We start from the raw sequence: 18,163 nt of genomic DNA on the forward strand, positions 1-18,163 counted from the left end.
GGAGGCTGTTTTATGACAATTATTGAAAAATTAAATGCATTGAGAACATTAATGAAAGAAAGAAATCTGGATGTCTATATGATTCCAACTTCTGACTTTCATGAAACGGAATATGTAGGAGAACATTTTAAGGCAAGAGCATATATGTCTGGATTTACCGGATCACAGGGAACATTGATTGTGACACTTGATGATGCGGCATTATGGACTGATGGCCGTTACTTTATTCAGGCGGCAGATCAGTTGAAGGATACCACGATTACGTTGATGAAACAGGGAGAAGAAGGTGTTCCTACCATTGCACAGTATATTTATGATCATGTGACTATGCGGGGTGGCGTAGGTTTTGATGGTCGTGTCATGAATACCAAAATGGTAAAGGCAATCATGAGTAAGCTGGAAGAAAAAGAAGTGCATATCGCTTATGAAGAAGATCTGGTGGGTATGATTTGGGAAGATCGACCAGCATTACCTAAAAAACAAGGCTTCTTTTTGAACGTAGAATATAGTGGTAAATCCACAAAAGATAAATTAGCTGATTTATATGATATCATGAAAAAACAGGGAATCACACATCATATCATTACATCACTAGATGATATCGCATGGATTACAAATATGCGTGGATGGGATATTGCACGCTATCCTGTTATGCTGGCTTATCTGATTTTGACATTAGATGGTGGTGTGATTTTCGTTGATAAAGAGAAATTGAATGATGAATTGATCGCAAACTTTGAAGAAAATCATATAGAAATCAAAGACTATAATGATATTTATGAATATGTGAAAACCTTTGATTCAGATGCAGTGATTATGTTAGACAGCAGTGTGGTAAATTATGCGATTACCCAGAATTTAAATCAGAATATCAAGATTGAGGATCGTGTAAATCCAAGTCAGCTGATGAAAGCTATGAAGAATGAAATTGAATTAGAAAATAATCGTAAAGTACATATCAAAGATGCTGTCGCTATGACAAAATTTATGTATTGGTTAAAGACAAATATCGGTAAAGAAAAGATGAGTGAAATCATTGCGAGTGATTATTTAGAAAAGCTTCGTAAAGCACAAGGTGCCATTGATTTAAGTTTTAATACGATTTCTGCGTATAAAGAGCATGCGGCAATGATGCATTATAGTGCAACACCTGAAAGTGATGTAGAGTTGAAAAAAGAAGGCATGCTTTTGGTTGATAGTGGCGGACAGTATATGGAAGGTACTACAGATATTACCAGAACATTTGTATTGGGTGAAATCAGTGATGAAGAGCGTTATTGGTTCACAACTGCATTACGCAGCAACATCGCATTATCAAAAGCGCATTTCTTATATGGCTGTCGTGGTATGAATCTGGATATTCTTGCCAGAGGACCATTATGGGAACAGGGTATGGATTACAAGTGTGGTACAGGACATGGCGTTGGTCATTTACTGAATGTGCATGAAGGTCCAAATGGTTTCCGCTGGAAGATCGTACCGGAAAGAAAAGACAGCTGTGTATTAGAAGAAGGTATGACACAATCCAATGAACCAGGTGTTTATGAAGAAGGCAAGTTTGGTATCCGTCATGAAAATGAAATGGTTGTACGTAAGGGTGAAAAGAATGAATATGGACAGTTTATGTATTTTGAAACAATTACCTTTGTGCCATTTGATTTAGATGGACTAGATGAAGCTTTATTGACACAATATGATAAAGAATGGCTGAATGCTTATCATAAACAGGTATTTGAAAAGGTGTCACCATACTTGAGTGATGATGAAGTGGCATGGTTAAGAAAGGCAACAAGAGCTATCTAATATAGCTCTTTTTCACATATGAAAACGGCATTGATAGAATTACGATGTCCCATGTGTGGGGCAATCTTTCATAAGAAAAGTGAAACATTATTGCTGTATGGATTTGAATCTAATGATGAAGCAAGACTTCGTGATGGTACCTTTTTCACAGCACACTGCCCCATTTGTGGGAAGGAAAGCAAGATTTTGCATAACTTTCTGTATATTGATAAAGAACATCATTTTGCGATATTGGTGAAATCAAGAAAAGATATGGTGGAAAGTGATCAGGAGCTTTACGCAAGAGATGCTCATTTAAGAAAACGCTATGTGAGTAAAGTAGATGAGATTCCAGAGAAAATCAGGGTATTGGAAGATGGATTGGATGATCGTGTAATAGAGATATTAAAGCTAAAACTATTGCGGCAATATCAAAGGAAAACACCTGATGTGAAAAATGTCATCTATCATGACAGCGATAGACAAAGTGAAACATTGTGGTTTGATATCCTTTATACAGATCGAGAGGATATTGTCGGTATAGAAAAAATCAGTTATGATCGAATTTTAAAACAGCTGCCAGTGGATGGCATGCGATTTGTGGAAATTGATCGAGATTGGGCATTATCACAGGATAGATAAACGAAAAGGAGAGGCATGATGGAACAGGAAAAAGATCGCCAGCTGGGAATCACCTTTCAGATTAGTCTGGACAGCTTTTTAGATGAGCCAAAAATTGTGAATGATGAAAAGAGTACACAATATGAACAGGCATTACAGGTGCTGGAAGAAGCGAAACGCTTTCGCAGTAATCAGAAGAAATGCGATATCGCAAAGCAGGCACTTGGCATATGTGGGGATTGTATTGAAGCATATCTGGTGTATGGCTGGAATGTACAGGATATTTATGAACGTATCCATATCCTTCGTCAGGGCATGGAGCTTGCGACAATGAATATCGGCAAAGAATTTTTCCTGCGTCATGTGACAGATTTTTATGAAGAAGATGTGATGAAGCCGCTTCTGCAAATCAAATTTGCGTATGCGCTGTCTTTATATGAAGCTGGCAATTTGAAAAAAGCACAAAAACAGTTTCAGGAGATATTGAATCTGAATCCATCGGATGTTTTTCATGTCAAACATTATGTATATGCATCTTATCTTTATTTTGAACAATTGGAAAAATGTAAAGAATTGCTTGGCAGGGAACTGCACGAGGATACTTTCTTAATGTATGTAAGGTTTTTGTTGTTGATGAAGGAAGAACAAATAAATGAAGCGAAGGCTATGGTAACACAGTTGGCTCAGGCAAATACGCATCTATTTGATATGTTGACGTATCGTATGATGAATACAGCCGCAATAGTGCCCCATTTTGAAGCTGGTTCTTTTGAAGAAGCGGCCTATATTTATAAAGTGTTGTCCAAAGTGATTTCTACCTTGGAATACCTGCCGGTATTTTTGATGAAATATGAGAATGAAGATTAGGGAAAGCCATTACAAGACGGCTTTCCCTTTTCAATTCATACAAAAAATGGTAAACTTGACATAGGAAGTGATGGCATGGCAAAACTGGAACTACAGCATATACAGAAACATTTTGGCAAGGTGAATGCAGTCAATGATTTCTCATTGAGGCTGAATGAAAAAGCATTTGTAGTATTGGCAGGACCAAGTGGCTGTGGAAAAACAACGCTGTTACAGTTGATAGCCGGATTACTTCCAGCAGATTCTGGCCGTATCATATTAAATGATACAGACATCACAACAACAGAACCAGGAAAACGAAAGATTGCGATGGTATTTCAGGAGGCCGCATTGTTTCCACATTTGAATGTATATGAAAATATTGCTTTTGGACTGGCTTATCAGGGAATGAAAGAAGCGAATATTCATAAGGCTGTTCATCAGATGGCAGAAATGTTATCAATAGATGAGCTGCTGGATCGTGCAGCGAATACACTCAGTGGTGGACAGATGCAGCGTGTTGCGATTGCTAGAGCATTGATTCGCCAGCCGGATCTGTTTTTGATGGATGAGCCATTAAGTTCTTTGGATGCATCTTTGAAATCAAAGCTGCGTATAGAAATTGCACAGCTGTATCAACGCTCAAATGCAACATTTCTTTATGTTACACATGATCAGATGGAAGCGATGACGCTTGCTACGGTTTTGATCATCATGAAGGATGGTGTGATTCAACAGGTTGGTAAACCAAGGGATTTATATCATGATCCATGTAATCTGTTTGTCGCAAACTTTTTAGGGCGTTATGGAATCAATCAATTCCATGGACATATTCAGCATCATACTTTATACTGTATGCAGAAACGAAAGGTATTGGATTTTCAGATAGAAGATCAGGAGGTATATGTTTGTGTCAGACCACAGGATATACATGAAGATGCACAAGGAGAAATCGGCCGGATTATTTTAATTGAAGATATCGGGGATGAAATTTATTATCATGTTTTGGTGAATGGTACGACGATTATTATGAAACATACGCATGAAAGGGAATATCAGATGGATGAAGAAATTCACATTGATTTTCATTGGGTGGATGCGCTATATTTCCATAGTAACACGGAGGAGAGAGTACACATTGGCTAGTACGACGAAAAAGAAGGCACACGTCTTCTTTTTTGTATATAATCGCACAAAAAAATCCCGATAAGCGATAACCTATCGAGATTCGTTTTAAATTTGGTGGAGCTTATCGGGATCGAACCGATGACCCCCTGCGTGCAAGGCAGGTGCTCTCCCAGCTGAGCTAAAACCCCAAGTTGCGTTATTAATATAGCATGCAGGGGGCATCTTTGTCAATGATTTCCAAACATCTATTGCGAAAAAATGCAAATTCCTATACAATAATACCAATTATACAAAAAGCGAGGGGATTTTTTTGAAGAACACAGTCAAAGAAGCATTGCGCTTATCATTCCCTGTCATGGTAGGCTATGTATTTTTAGGATTTGCTTTTGGATTATTATGTCAAAATCAGGGTTACTCCTGGATCTGGGCTGTATTGATGTCTGCGATTGTATATGCTGGAAGTATGCAGTTTGTATTATTGACCTTTTTTCATACAGGCTTTTCTCTTATAGAAGCATGCATGGTCACATTAAGTGTCAATGCAAGACAGATTTTTTATGGGATATCTTTTCTAAAAGAATTTCAGAATATGGGAAAAAAGAAATGGTATATGATATTTTCATTAACGGATGAAACATACTCTTTATTGTGTGCCATTCCAGATAAAGATACACCCCATGGAAAACAGCTGATGTTTTTTATATCTTTTTTTGATCAATGCTATTGGATCATAGGATCTTTGATTGGGGCAGTATTGGGAAGTGCCTTATCTTTTGATTCCACAGGCATAGATTTTGCGATGACAGCATTATTTACCGTTATCTTTGTGGAACAATGGATTGCAAGTACCCATCATGTATCTATCTTGATCGCAGTGTTTTGTATTGTGGTCAGTGCGTTGATTTTTGGATTAAAAAACTTTTTACTTCCGGCATTGATCCTTTTGGTTTTATTGCTTGCGATATTTGAAAAATATGTTGATCAAGATAAGGAGGATGCATCATGATAGGCGTAAAAGAAAGTCTGGCGATTATTCTGGTCGTGGCAATTACCACCTTTTTCACTAGAGCGTTACCATTTCTGATATTCAAAAATACATCCACACTGCCAGAAAAAGTTGTATACCTTGGAAAAGTGCTGCCTATGGCAATTATGCTTTGTCTGGTTGTATACTGTTTACGTAATACAGCTTTTCTTACATATCCATATGGCATACCTGAACTCATCAGTATTGGTGTGGTTGTGATATTGCATGTATGGAAACGTAATAATATGATTTCCATTGTTTGTGGTACGGTATTGTATATGGTGCTGATTCAGGTTGTATTTGCGTAAAAAAAAGCGATTACTCGCTTTGTAGGATACAGGAAATAAAATCTTTATATTCTTCCATGAATATAGTGTTTTTTTAAGTGATAAATGTAAAATCACGCTGGATATCAAAATCTTTTAAAGGAATCACCTCCATGGTTCCTTTTTTTAATTCTTCCTCCACTGCGGCTTTATATAGGAATGTGATTCCTGTATTTTCTTCCACTAAATGTTTAATGGCATTCATATTGCCAATTTCAATGGTATTAGAGAAATCCTGAATGGTCAAGTTACGTTCTTTCAATACACGCTCTAATACTTCACGGGTACCACTGCCTTCTTCACGAATAATCAAAGGTTCATCAAATAAATCCTGCAGGGTATAGACTGGCTTTTGCATTTGATAATCTTTTCCTTTTAACGCAACATATGGCTGTCTGCTTAACATCTGGTGTTCATAACGATGTAGTGGGAAATAGCCTTCCACAATCGCAAAACTGATTTCTCCATGATCTAACATCTGAAGCAGGGTTGCGGTATTTTCTACCAGCATGGTTAGATTGGTTTGCGGATGGATATGTAAATATTGTTTTATTCGTTTTGGTAGAATATATTCACCAATCGTCAAGGTAGCACCAAATTTGATTCTGGTGATATCTTTAATATTTCTTAAATTCTCCACCACACGCTTTTCATCTGCATTCATGGTGCGAAGGCAGCTGGCCAAATATTCTCCCTGTTTGGTAAGCACTAGGTTTTTTCCATGGTGGTCAAACAGTTTGATTTGATAAGTCGTTTCTAAATAACGGATATGCTGAGAAACAGCAGGCTGTGTGATACATAAAATCTCAGCAGCTTTGGTATAGTTTAATGTTTCTGATAATGTTAAAAATGTATATAAACGATAATCAAGCATAATAATTTCTCCTTTAACATAAGTATATCATGGATGAGTAAAAAGAAAAAGTCATGTTTGTTTCTGATTTGTGAACAAATGTATCTAAAATGTTTACATAAAGAAAACTGTTTTCAAAATATATTACAAAATCTTTCAAAGACTCTTTCATTTTATTTCATTTGTGCTATAATGGGTGTCACTAACACAAGATGTTAAAGAGAAAGGAAGGTGCCGATATTTATGGCCGAAAACAGAATTTTCAATTTTTCAGCAGGACCATCCATGCTGCCACTGGAGGTATTACAAAAAGCACAATCGCAGATGCTAAACTATGAGGGTAGTGGAATGTCGGTCATGGAGATGAGTCATCGTTCCAAAGCATATGATGAAATCATTACAACTACACAGGCAAGATTACGCCGTATTTTGAATATTCCTGACAACTATAAAGTATTGTTTATGCAGGGAGGAGGAACCATGCAGTTCTCTATGGTACCTTTAAACCTATTGCAGAAGGGAAAAGCCGATTATATCTTAACTGGATATTTCGCAGAAAAAGCTTATAAAGAAGCATGCAAGTTTGGGGATATCAAAGTTGCTGCATCAAGTAAGGAACAGGATTTCACTTTTATTCCAAAACAGGAAGATTTAAATCTTGATCCAGAAGCTGATTACGTTTATTTATGTGCAAACAACACGATCTATGGTACAGAATGGCAATATGTGCCTGAAACAAATGGTGTACCAATCGTTGCGGATATGTCAAGTGACATCCTTAGCAAACCAATTGATGTTTCAAAATTTGGAATCATCTTTGCGGGCGCTCAGAAAAACATGGGCTGTGCAGGATTAACTGTTGGCATCGTACGTGAAGATTTATTAGGAAATGCGAAAGAAAACACACCAGTGTTATTAGACTATAAAACACTTGCTGATAAAGATTCTATGTACAACACACCACCAACTTATGCCATCTATATTTTAGGACTTGTCTTAGAATGGATTGAAAACATGGGTGGTGTAGAAGTAATGCAGGAGAAAAACAAGAAGAAAGCTGCAATGTTATATGATTACTTAGACAGCTCTGACTTCTATACTACAACTGCAAACAAAGAAGATCGTTCTATGATGAATGTAACATTCCGTTCACCTAATGCAGAACTTGACGCAAAATTTGCGAAAGAAAGTGCTGCTGCAGGTATGAGTAACTTAAAGGGACACCGTGCAGTTGGAGGAATGCGTGCTTCTATTTATAACGCAATGCCAATCGAAGGTGTTGAAAAGCTGATTGATTTCATGAAGAAATTTGAGGCTGAAAACAAATAAAAAAGGAGAGAGAAAATTTTATGAAAGTAAAATTATTAAATAAAATCGCAAAAGTTGGTTTGGATCAGTTTGATGCAAATTACGAATGCAGTGAAGATTTTCAAGATTACGATGCCATTATGGTACGTAGCGCAAAACTTCACGATGTAGAATTCAGTAAAGATTTAAAATGTATTGCACGTGCAGGTGCTGGTGTAAACAATATTCCACTTGATCGATGCAGTGAAGAAGGAATCGTTGTATTCAATACACCAGGGGCAAATGCCAATGCGGTAAAAGAACTGGTTATTGCGGCACTTGTATTATCTGGAAGAAAGATTGCACAGGGTATCAACTGGGTAAAATCTATCGCTGATGATGACGATTTAAGTAAACAGATTGAAAAAGGCAAAAGTAATTTTGTCGGACCTGAAATTGCAGGTAAAAAACTTGGTGTTATTGGTTTAGGTGCCATTGGGGTACAGGTAGCCAATGCCGCAGCTGCTATGGATATGGAGGTTTATGGTTATGACCCTTATATTTCTGTACAGGCTGCATGGACATTGAAAGCCAGAATCAATCATGCAAAAGACTTGAAAACCATTTTTGAAGAATGTGATTATATCACTGTTCATGTTCCTTATAATGAAGCAACCAAGAACATCGTAAATGCGGAAGCATTTGATCAGATGAAAGACGGCGTTCGTATCTTAAACTTTGCACGTAATGGTCTAATTGATGAAGATGCATTGGTAAAAGCATTGGCAAGTGGCAAAGTTGGTGGATATATCACAGACTTCCCTTCTAAAGAACTGTTACAATTTGATAATGTATTAGGTGTTCCTCACTTAGGTGCTTCTACTCCAGAAAGTGAAGAAAACTGTGCGGTCATGGCAGCAAATGAAATTCGTGATTACCTTGAAAATGGTAATATTACACATTCTGTAAATATGCCAGATATTCAAATGGCACAGGAAGCAAAATATCGTTTGTGTATCATCAATAAAAACATTCCAAACATGGTTGGTGAAATGACCACAAAACTTGCGAATGTTGGAATTAACATTGAGAATATGGCAAACAAGGCAAAGAAAGATTATGCATATACAATTTTGGAAACAAATGATGAAATCTCTGCAGAGCTATTGGATAAATTAGCTGCACAGGATGGTATCAAATCCGTTCGTTTAATTGTAAAATAAGTTGTAAAACAGACATTGCAAAAAGCTGATGTCTGTTTTCTTTTTTTGATAAATTTATGATATAATAAGAAAACCTGTGGAAGGAGGAGCCTTATGAAGTCATTGATTATTGCGGAAAAGCCAGAGCTTGGACGTGCGATTGCTAAAGCGATTGATGGACCAGATAAAGAGGTACATGGTGTCATTGTGAAAAAGAATGTAGTCATCACATGGGCATATGGACACTTGCTGCGATTGGCAGAACCAGATGAATATGATCCAAAATATAAAAAATGGAATAAGGAGGATCTTCCTATTTGTTTTGATAACTGGAAACTGGTGCCAGATGGTTCTAAAAAAGATCGTGTGCAACAAATCATCACACTGATGCAGGATTGTGACCAGATTATCCATGCTGGTGACCCGGATGATGAGGGACAGTTTCTGATTGATGAAATATTAGATTATGCCAAGAACACAAAACCGGTCAAACGTGTGTATATCAATGATAATACACCCTCCAATATCAAAAAAGCTTTTCATCAATTAATTGATAATGATGATAAATTAAGAGCGGTAGGACGAAGCGCTTATGCTCGTGCAGTCGCAGATTATGTAGTAGGCATTAATTATTCACGTTTGTATTCTTTGGCACTTCGTAGAAAAGGTATGAGTGTAGGACGTGTACAAAGCCCTACACTTGGATTAATCGTGACACGTGATGAATTAATTGATCATCATAAGAAACAAAAATACTATGAAATGGAAGTGCAGGGGGATGTGGAAAAACAAGATACCACCATTACCTTTGCATTAAAACCGAAAAATGATTTATTAGATGATGGTAAACACATCTTAAGTCAGAAAATCATGCAGGATATGTGTGATGATATTCTAAAAGAGCCGCATCGTAAGATGAAGGTAGATGAAAAACTGATGGATGTAAAACCACCATTGCCTTTTAATCTGGCAAAACTTCAGGCACATATGAATACAAAGTATGGCTTTGATCTGAGTAAAACGGATGCAATTACCCAGACTCTTCGTGATAAGTATCAGGCAATTACATATAATCGAAGTGATTCACAATATCTAAAAGAGGAACATTTTACAGAAGCTGCTCAGGTATTGACACATGTTATGAAAAAACTGAATGAAACCTATCCTGTGGATTATAAGATTCATTCAGAATGTTTCAATGATAAATATGTCACAGCTCACCACGCTATCATTCCTACTATGTCAGATTTTAATATTGCAGCATTACTTCCAGATGAGCGAAAAGTGTATGAAGAAATCTGTCGTCAGTATATCATGCAGTTTTTACCACCTGTGAAAAAACGTCAGGTAAGTGCAGTCATCCCTACAGAATATGGGGATTTAAAAGCAACTAGTACCTTTATACTGGATGAAGGATATAAACAGTATTTTAAAAATAATAAAGAAGAAAAAGGGGATAATGAAGAAGTAGATACAGGTAAATTTGATCTTCCAAAAGGAAACTATGAGGTTTCTTTACATGATGGTATCGTCAATGAAAAAGAAACCAATCCCCCTAAACGCTATACCCAGGCATCTTTAATCAAAGATATGACAAGTATTGCCAAGTATGTTGAGGATAAAGAAATCAAAGAAATTCTGAAGAAAAAAGATAAGGATAAAAAAGGCGAAAATGGTTCTATTGGAACCAGTGCAACACGTAGTCAGATTGTGGAAACTTTAATCAAACGAGGCTATGTTCAAATGAAAGGGAAGAATATCATTTCTACCCAATTGGGAAAAGATTTTTATCATCTTTTGCCTGAAGAAATAAAGAAAGCTGATCTAACAGCAAAATGGTGGGTCATACAGGAAGATATCAAAGAGGGAAATGCGGATGTATCTACCCTTGTACAAAGTGTTTTAGATGCTTTTACACCACACTTAAAAGAGAATCTTTCTAATCTAAAAGCAGGTGGGGAAGTACCGATTGATGATGATCGAGAAGCGATTGGTGTATGCCCAGTATGTGGCAACAAGATTGTGGAAAACTCCAAAGGCTATGGTTGTGTGAATTATCGAAATGGTTGTAAGTTTGCGATATGGAAAGATGATCAGTTCTTCAAAAACATCCATAAAGATGTCAGTAAACCAATGGCAGAGAAACTGTTAAAAGATAAATACTGTCTAGTGAAACTTATGGAACAGGAAGAAGAAGTTGTGAAAATCTTACAGTTAGGCATACGCAATGGCAGAGCAGTTTATCGTTTATTGGATAAGAAATAAATGAATATCAAACAGTAGCTTTATATCAAATAGAAAAAGCCTTCCAAGCCAAATCAGCGATGGAAGGCTTTTTTAGGTATCTTGTGATAAAAAAAACAATAAAAAGATAAAAAAATGTAAGCGCTTATTTAAAATGTGGTCGGCATATCCCTAAACTATCATTTGAACCCTAAAAAATTGTGCAGTATATATATGAAAGTTATAATTTGAATATGAATAGAATCAAAATTTAGAAATAATAAATTAATAAAAAGATTTTATTTCATAGAAAAAATACTGTTTGAGGTGAGCTTATGAAAAGAAATATTGTGATAGGAATGATCAGCTGTTTATTACTTTGTGGTTGTAGCAGTAAGGTTCAAGATGAAGTATTAACGATTTATATACCAGAGCATAGCGAAAAATGGATAGATTCGGGGACTATCACAGATAATCGTATAGATGTGTTAAACAAGAAATTGAAAGATAAAGGTAAACACTATACGGTGGAAGTAAAATCTGTTGAAAATAACCAGGCAAATCAAGATGTATTAACTGCGCAAAAAACGATGTTGGAAGAATTATCAAAGAATAAAGCAGATATTGTTTATTTTGATAGTAATCAACCATTATATGAATACTTTAAAGTATTAAATGAGGATTTTGAAAAAGAAAATGGTAAAAAACTTTTACAAGAGATACCAGAGCATCTATTTGAAGCAAATAAGATTAAAAATAATATCTACTACATTCCTAAAGTGACCATACCTTATCAGCAGCTTTACGCAGTGTTTGATGATGCGTTTTATAAAAAGTACGAGAATGAGATAACCGAAAACATAAACAATCCTGTTGATTTATTAAGTACTTTAATTCATTCTTATCAGAATGAAAATAATGAAATATTAATGGATGGAAACCCATTAGCTTGTTTTACAATTTTGGCATCAGATTATATGCAAATCAAGGGAACTCCTTTATTCATAGATGAAAAAGGAAAAGTTATTAATCCTTTAGATGAAAAACGTTTTATGGATGTATATCAGTTATTAGTTGAAGCTGATTTAAAAGGATATACGGGTAGAGATTTTACAGAAAAAGAGTGGGATACTTTTTATCAAAATGGTAAAACAGGTTTAGCATATTCATATTCATATTTAAGTAAAGACAGCTATGGGATAAGTGAAACAAATGGTAAGGAAATAGCTTTAAGTAATCATAAATATCCAGTTAGAACATCTGGCTATGGTATATTAAAGACAAGTGAACATGCGGATAATGCGTTTGATTTTTTGTGTGAAATTAATACGGATCAAGAACTATCAGATTTATTAATTTATGGAGAAAATCCAGAGAAGAATTCAGATGGAAAAGTAGTGACAGATAAAAATTATTTTTATGGCTTGTTTATGGGTTCATTAGGAAATGATATGATTACTACGCCACAAGCAGATCAAAATGCGGATAAGAAAAACTTTGTTTTTGAGCTTGATCATAAAATAAATGTAGAGTCATTAAAACCTAATATTTTAGATTTATCAAACGTGATTGAAAAAATTGATAAAATAAATAATATTTGGAATGATTTTGATTCTATTACAGCGAATTTTAAAGTATATGACCATAAAAAGATCTCAATGGATGAAGTATTACAAATGTTTTCTGAAGAGAATAAGAAACTAAAAGAAGCTGGTATTGATGAAGTAATTGCGGAGTTACAAAAGCAGGTGGATGCATATGAGTGAGTATACGCTTGAAGTATGTGAATTGGTAAAAGATTATGGAGATAATCGTGCTTTGGATCACGTTAGTTTTACTTTGACACATGGGATATATGCATTACTTGGACCAAATGGTGCAGGAAAATCAACATTGATCAATATTCTTTGTATGCTGTTAGATGCCAATGAAGGCTGTGTAAAATTTAATGGAACAGATATAAAAAAGTGTAAAAAAGAGTATTTATCCAAGGTAGGATACATGCCACAGCAGCATTGTTTATATGAAGATTTTACATTACAAGATTATCTTTACTATATTGGCAATTTAAAAGGAATGAAAAAAGAAGCTATACGGCAACAAAGTGAAGATTTGGTAAGAAAAGTAAAATTGGAAGATGTATTTCATAAGAAGCTAAAAGGATTTTCCGGTGGAATGAAACAAAGAGCAATGTTATGTGTTGCGTTATTAAATGATCCATCAATTCTGATTCTTGATGAGCCTAGTGCTGGTCTTGATCCTTTAAAGCGAATGGAAATGCAGAAGCTGATTGCGGAATTAAGTAAAGATAAGATTATTATCTTTGCGACACACGTGGTAAGTGATGTAGAATCTATCGCAGATGAATATTTGATATTGAAAAAAGGAAAATTGTTGAGAAAAGAAACTAGAAAACAACTTGTATCACTATTGGAACATAAAGTAATGGAACAAGAAGTTGATCCGTTGGAATATCAAAAGCTGAAAACAAATAATAAAATTAGTAATGTTCGCTATGATGGAGATAAAATGATGATTAGAATCATTGAACCAAAGGATGAAGGAAAAGGAATATATGTAAGTCCAAATATCAATGATGTTTACCTTTACATATTTGATGAAGAACATGTTGTACTATGAGGTGAAAAAAATATTTTCCAGACGGTATCATATCGTATTTTTATTAGGAATCATCATAGTGGCTAATGTTTTATTCTTTTATCAAAACAAAAGTGATTCATTTAATGCAAGTGACTATAAACAAATACAAATCAAGCTAAAAGGTAAAACTGATAAAGAGCGTTATGCTTATTTAAATGAATTACAGGATATAAATTCCTTATTTATGATGAAAGAAGCAGTAATAAATCATCAAGTGGATTTTAACGAATATGTTGAAAAGTATGGAAAAGAGTGGGTAAATCAAGTACTAAAAATGGAATATGAGGATATCGTGAATGATGCTTTAATCCATCGTCTGATAGAGGAAGAAGATAATTTACATTCTTATGATCTTTTTTTGAAACAGGTAAAACAACAATATGAAACAAATCAATCAATTTCAATTTTTCAAAACAAAGATCCATTTATACAATCAAGAGCTGACCAGACAAAAAGACTATATGAAAAGATGCATGTGAATATGCCTTCTTCCAGTGATGGTAGTTATGGTAGTGAAAAAGTATTGAAAAGCATGATTCCAGATGCATTGATTTTATTAACAGTCGCATATTTTTTCTATATGCTGGTGGCGTTTGAAGATGAAAAAGGTATGATTAAATATGGCAGTATGATGAAAAAAGGAAGTAATCAACAGCTATTATCCAAGTGGCTTGCTTTATTGGTATTAGTCATGGGATTGGAAGCAATTTTTTTGTTAACATTGTTTTTGAACTCTGGTATGCAATATGGCATGCAAGATATTTTTCAGCCTATACAAAGTATTTTATATTATGTGAGTGTGCCTTATCATATGAATGTTTTAAGCTTTATAGCGGTTGTATTCTGTTTTAAAATAATCATTTATGCATTTTTACTTGCGCTGTTGTTTATGGTCTATGCATTTGTGAAAAATTACTTATTAGCGATTTCTATTTCAGCTTTGTTTATTGGCAGTTTTACATTTTTGGCATCTACTTCAGGTGACAGTCATTTATTATCTTATTTAGGTCTTACACAGATTCTGCATCCAGAATATGCCTTGAAAAATGTATCCTATATCCGTTTCTTTTCTATGGCAATCCCATATAATGTATTATATGGATTATTCATCATTCTTATGATATTAGCTTTTGCGTTATGTTTTAAGCTGTTCCATAAACAGAGAAAACATATCCTGCGTATTACTCATCAAGCAAAATCACATAAGGTACATGGCTTGTTGTTTTATGAAATGAAGAAATTATGGATCAATGATTTTGGGATTGTGCTTATGGTCGTATGTTTGATTGCACAAATTTTACTATTAGCACTAATCATCAGTATGAGTAATATAGAAGATAATCAATACAATTATTATATCGATCAAATTGGCGATCATGTATCAAAGGAAGCAGATGAAAAAATAGCGCTGGAAAGACAGAAAATTGATGATGCGAAGCAGCAAATCATGATCGAAAAAGATCCTATAAAATTAAATGAATATATGAAAATACAATCCATGGAACAAGGTTTTTCTTTATATGAAAATCGTTATCAGGCAATAAAAGAAGATCCTTTTTCACGAAAGTTAATCAAAGAGGATCAGGTTAGGTTTTTGATTGATAACGATTATACACAAAGTCAATTGTTATTTGTGTTATTGTTGTTTATGATTTTAATCACTATGCAAAGCTATGATCGAGAAAATTTAACAAAGGTTAAACAATTACAAAATATGAGTGAACATATGGATACAAGGCTTAAAAAAGCGAAACTTATAACAATGGGAATAGGCGCCTTTATTGGTGTTTTAGGCATGAACTTTATGATGTTGTTACATAATTATCAAATGTATCCAGGTGCAGATTATACGAATCGCTTATGTGATAGTGTTGTTTTCTATAACACCCATGTAACATTATCCATCGGATTGTATCTTGTATTGTTGTTTATATGGCAATTATTCATCACTTGTATCCTGATGCTTGTTTTACAAAAGGTGTATCATAAGATACCACATGCCAAAATGATCACAATCATATTATTAACTATGATATTTCCATTATTGATGAAGGATACATCATTAGGTGTTTTCGCAATTTTTTATGATTTATATTATCCTATTACCAATTTCATAATGGCAGGTATTGTTTTAATTGGATGTGTGGGTGTTTATATTGGATTTCACGTAGTGGAAAGGAGAAAGCGTTTATGAAGAAAGTCATTGTAGTATGTTGTTTATTGCTTGCATTATGTGGATGTCAAAGTGCAAAAAATGAAGGGAAAAGTGAGGATTACGCAAATATGGGGTTTCCAGGGATTAGTGAAGATGGCATTTATCATCTTGTGAAAACCGATTTTGCGAATGAAGTATATTTTTATGATTTTAAAACAGATAAAGATGTACCTTTATGTAGTAAGGTAAACTGTAATCACCAAAACGAAGATTGTGATGCTTATCGTTTGACTTTCTACAAAGATAAAGATCAAACTTTACATTTACCTCCGATTTATTATCAAAATAAAGTCTATTATTTATATGAAAATCTACAGAAAGGGAAAACCACTTTATGTAGCTCTGATGTAGATGGCACGGATTTGAAAAAAATCGCAGATATAGCTGAAATGGCAGTTGTGGATAATGCTACCTTCTTTGATCAAAAAGTATGGTATACAGAAAATGCATTTGATGTAGATGATAAAGGCAATATTATATCCACAAGCAATCACTTTAAATTGATGTGCTTGGATTTGAATAATCATAAAACGGAAATCATCAAAGAAAGTGATGATGAGATGCTATTGGGTAGAGGCGTATATGATCATCAATATTATTTCATGGATGTTAATTCTGTAGATGGAAAGTCAGTAAATGAATTAGTAAAGTATCACGAAGATAATCAAACATTTGAGAGTATCTATCAATGTGAGAGTGGCAATTCTTTTCTCATTAACAAGTATTATTATGATTATGACAAAGAAGCAGGAAAGATTTTCCGCATGGATGTAAGTGATCAGTCAAAAAGTAATGTTATGGATTATCAACCGGAAAAAGGATATGAAGTATTTAGTGTACAAACAGATGATCAGGGCATTATGACTGTGGTATTAAAAAAGGATAATCAAGTAGTTGGAGAAAGTTATATTGACTTATTATCAGAAAAAGTTATTTCTGGTACAGGCAGGGTGATATATTTGAAAGATGGGGCGTATTATTGTTTAAATGATAAAGGTTTAATCTATAAAAACTTACTAAATTTCTGATTATCTTTTCATAAGTTGGTAAATGCCGATATATCCCGTATTTTAGGGCTTTATCGGTATTTTCTTTTTGGAAGATACCTTGCATAAGCTGGCATTTACCAGCATGAAAATGCAACCAAAAGTAGTAAATGAGTAGTAAATATAAGCTCCGATATTAACAAGCCAGTCTTTCCAGTTCTGCTTTTGCAGATTGAAATGTACCGTGTGCATAATAGCCAAGTGTCATGGTTATGTTAGCGTGTCCCATGAGATATTGCAGAGTGTTAGGGTTCATTCCTTTGTTTGCCATATTCGTACAATAAGTATGTCGGAATGAATGTGGTGTGATGTTCGGTAACTTGTCCGTGTGATACTTGTTATACTTCTTAATCAGTCCTCGCACCATGCCCTCATAGTTTCCTGCAACTTTAGGCAAGCCCTCACGGTTTAAGAATAGAAAATTGCTGTAACCACCTACAATCAGCGGTTGTGCTTTTCCTCTGTTCTTTAGTATTCTTTGGATTGCTTGATAAGCCCGTTCTGTCAATGGAAGTTCCCGTTTTCCGTTTTTGGTCTTTGGCGTTTCAATATAGTAGCCGATTTCGCTATCTTTCAATAACTGATGGTCTATATTGAGTATTCTGTTCTGCATATCAATATGCGTCGTCAGTCCGCAAAATTCAGAAATACGAAGTCCCGTTTCCAGCAGAAGCACAATCTCATCATAATACTTGCTGTAAATCTTATCCGTTTCCATAAAGGCAAGCAGGCGTTCTTCCTGCTCTGGTGTAAGGATAACTTTCTGCTCCGTATCATCTTCCAGAACATCACTTAGCTTAAATTCAAACGGGTTCTTTCTGATACAGTCGTCTTGTATCGCCATGTAAAATGACGCTTTCAAGGAACGCTTATAGTTATCAATCGTTTTGTAGGCATATCCTTTTTCACTCATTCTGATAGCCCATTCTTTAGCGTCCGACTGCTT

The 18,163-nt window shown here is 34.8% G+C and carries 15 protein-coding genes and 1 tRNA gene; 13 read left to right on the top strand and 3 right to left on the bottom strand.

Translation table 11 applies throughout. From position 1 onward, the window contains the following. The first annotated feature begins 12 nt into the window (after positions 1–12). The 4 genes from DW114_RS13085 (at position 13) to DW114_RS13100 (ending at position 4,395) form a co-directional block, all read left to right on the top strand. A complete protein-coding gene (locus tag DW114_RS13085; RefSeq protein WP_117454208.1) occupies positions 13–1,803 on the top strand; it encodes an aminopeptidase P family protein in 1,791 nt (596 codons plus the stop codon). A gap of 30 nt (positions 1,804–1,833) precedes the next feature. Continuing rightward, positions 1,834–2,424, top strand: a complete 591-nt coding sequence (locus DW114_RS13090) for a CpXC domain-containing protein (RefSeq protein ID WP_158552290.1) — start codon at positions 1,834–1,836, stop codon at positions 2,422–2,424. 18 nt (positions 2,425–2,442) lie between these two features. Then, complete coding sequence (locus DW114_RS13095) at positions 2,443–3,270, top strand: hypothetical protein (protein WP_233509424.1); 828 nt, start codon at positions 2,443–2,445, stop codon at positions 3,268–3,270. A 75-nt stretch (positions 3,271–3,345) separates the two neighbouring features. Further along, entirely contained in the window at positions 3,346–4,395 is a 1,050-nt protein-coding gene (locus DW114_RS13100) for an ABC transporter ATP-binding protein (protein WP_117454211.1), read from the top strand. A 94-nt stretch (positions 4,396–4,489) separates the two neighbouring features. Here the strand turns inward: DW114_RS13100 and DW114_RS13105 are convergent. After that, a tRNA-Ala gene (locus tag DW114_RS13105) sits at positions 4,490–4,565 on the bottom strand. A gap of 167 nt (positions 4,566–4,732) precedes the next feature. On the opposite strand from DW114_RS13105, the gene DW114_RS13110 reads away from it, so the two are divergent. Together DW114_RS13110 and DW114_RS13115 are read left to right on the top strand one after the other, a co-directional pair. After that, a complete protein-coding gene (locus DW114_RS13110) occupies positions 4,733–5,383 on the top strand; it encodes an AzlC family ABC transporter permease (protein WP_199483613.1) in 651 nt (216 codons plus the stop codon). Next, the gene (locus tag DW114_RS13115) at positions 5,380–5,712 is read left to right on the top strand and encodes a branched-chain amino acid transporter permease (RefSeq protein ID WP_117454213.1); all 333 of its coding nucleotides are present in this window, start codon (positions 5,380–5,382) and stop codon (positions 5,710–5,712) included. Before DW114_RS13110 ends, DW114_RS13115 begins: the two co-directional genes overlap by 4 nt. A 73-nt stretch (positions 5,713–5,785) precedes the next feature. Here DW114_RS13115 and DW114_RS13120 read toward each other — a convergent pair whose 3' ends face one another. Beyond that, positions 5,786–6,604 carry a LysR family transcriptional regulator gene (locus DW114_RS13120; RefSeq protein WP_117454214.1) on the bottom strand — a complete coding sequence of 273 codons (819 nt, stop codon included), beginning with the start codon at positions 6,602–6,604 and terminating at the stop codon, positions 5,786–5,788. Between the two features lie 222 nt (positions 6,605–6,826). On the opposite strand from DW114_RS13120, the gene serC reads away from it, so the two are divergent. The 7 genes from serC to DW114_RS21295 all read left to right on the top strand — a co-directional run bounded on the left by serC (position 6,827) and on the right by DW114_RS21295 (position 17,199). Next, positions 6,827–7,912, top strand: coding sequence for a 3-phosphoserine/phosphohydroxythreonine transaminase (serC, locus tag DW114_RS13125; protein ID WP_117454215.1), 1,086 nt, complete (start codon positions 6,827–6,829; stop codon positions 7,910–7,912). Positions 7,913–7,932: 20 nt separating this feature from the next. Continuing rightward, positions 7,933–9,093: a 3-phosphoglycerate dehydrogenase family protein gene (locus tag DW114_RS13130; RefSeq protein WP_117454216.1), complete on the top strand. Its 1,161-nt coding sequence runs from the start codon at positions 7,933–7,935 to the stop codon at positions 9,091–9,093. 93 nt (positions 9,094–9,186) lie between these two features. Continuing rightward, positions 9,187–11,337, top strand: a complete 2,151-nt coding sequence (locus tag DW114_RS13135) for a DNA topoisomerase (protein WP_117454217.1) — start codon at positions 9,187–9,189, stop codon at positions 11,335–11,337. 293 nt (positions 11,338–11,630) lie between these two features. Beyond that, positions 11,631–13,061: a DUF3502 domain-containing protein gene (locus DW114_RS13140; protein ID WP_117454218.1), complete on the top strand. Its 1,431-nt coding sequence runs from the start codon at positions 11,631–11,633 to the stop codon at positions 13,059–13,061. Then, entirely contained in the window at positions 13,054–13,935 is an 882-nt protein-coding gene (locus DW114_RS13145) for an ABC transporter ATP-binding protein (RefSeq protein WP_158552291.1), read from the top strand. The genes DW114_RS13140 and DW114_RS13145 overlap by 8 nt, the downstream gene beginning before the upstream one ends. 58 nt (positions 13,936–13,993) lie before the next feature. Next, complete coding sequence (locus DW114_RS13150) at positions 13,994–16,150, top strand: hypothetical protein (RefSeq protein ID WP_147322641.1); 2,157 nt, start codon at positions 13,994–13,996, stop codon at positions 16,148–16,150. Continuing rightward, positions 16,147–17,199: a hypothetical protein gene (locus DW114_RS21295; protein WP_158552292.1), complete on the top strand. Its 1,053-nt coding sequence runs from the start codon at positions 16,147–16,149 to the stop codon at positions 17,197–17,199. The genes DW114_RS13150 and DW114_RS21295 overlap by 4 nt, the downstream gene beginning before the upstream one ends. Before the next feature lie 154 nt (positions 17,200–17,353). Here DW114_RS21295 and DW114_RS13160 read toward each other — a convergent pair. Further along, positions 17,354–18,163: tyrosine-type recombinase/integrase (locus DW114_RS13160; RefSeq protein ID WP_233512187.1), on the bottom strand; the 810-nt coding region annotated here is incomplete at its 5' end.

The organism is Absiella sp. AM09-50 (assembly GCF_003433845.1).
Lineage (GTDB): Bacteria > Bacillota_I > Bacilli_A > Erysipelotrichales > Erysipelotrichaceae > Hoskinsella > Hoskinsella hominis.

Coding starts and splice junctions, on each gene's coding strand:
- DW114_RS13085 (WP_117454208.1), top strand. CDS start 13: ATGACAATTATTGAAAAATTAAATGCATTGAGAACATTAATGAAAGAA.
- DW114_RS13095 (WP_233509424.1), top strand. CDS start 2,443: ATGGAACAGGAAAAAGATCGCCAGCTGGGAATCACCTTTCAGATTAGT.
- DW114_RS13100 (WP_117454211.1), top strand. CDS start 3,346: ATGGCAAAACTGGAACTACAGCATATACAGAAACATTTTGGCAAGGTG.
- DW114_RS13110 (WP_199483613.1), top strand. CDS start 4,733: ATGGTAGGCTATGTATTTTTAGGATTTGCTTTTGGATTATTATGTCAA.
- DW114_RS13115 (WP_117454213.1), top strand. CDS start 5,380: ATGATAGGCGTAAAAGAAAGTCTGGCGATTATTCTGGTCGTGGCAATT.
- DW114_RS13120 (WP_117454214.1), bottom strand. CDS start 6,604: ATGCTTGATTATCGTTTATATACATTTTTAACATTATCAGAAACATTA.
- serC (WP_117454215.1), top strand. CDS start 6,827: ATGGCCGAAAACAGAATTTTCAATTTTTCAGCAGGACCATCCATGCTG.
- DW114_RS13130 (WP_117454216.1), top strand. CDS start 7,933: ATGAAAGTAAAATTATTAAATAAAATCGCAAAAGTTGGTTTGGATCAG.
- DW114_RS13135 (WP_117454217.1), top strand. CDS start 9,187: ATGAAGTCATTGATTATTGCGGAAAAGCCAGAGCTTGGACGTGCGATT.
- DW114_RS13140 (WP_117454218.1), top strand. CDS start 11,631: ATGAAAAGAAATATTGTGATAGGAATGATCAGCTGTTTATTACTTTGT.
- DW114_RS13145 (WP_158552291.1), top strand. CDS start 13,054: ATGAGTGAGTATACGCTTGAAGTATGTGAATTGGTAAAAGATTATGGA.
- DW114_RS21295 (WP_158552292.1), top strand. CDS start 16,147: ATGAAGAAAGTCATTGTAGTATGTTGTTTATTGCTTGCATTATGTGGA.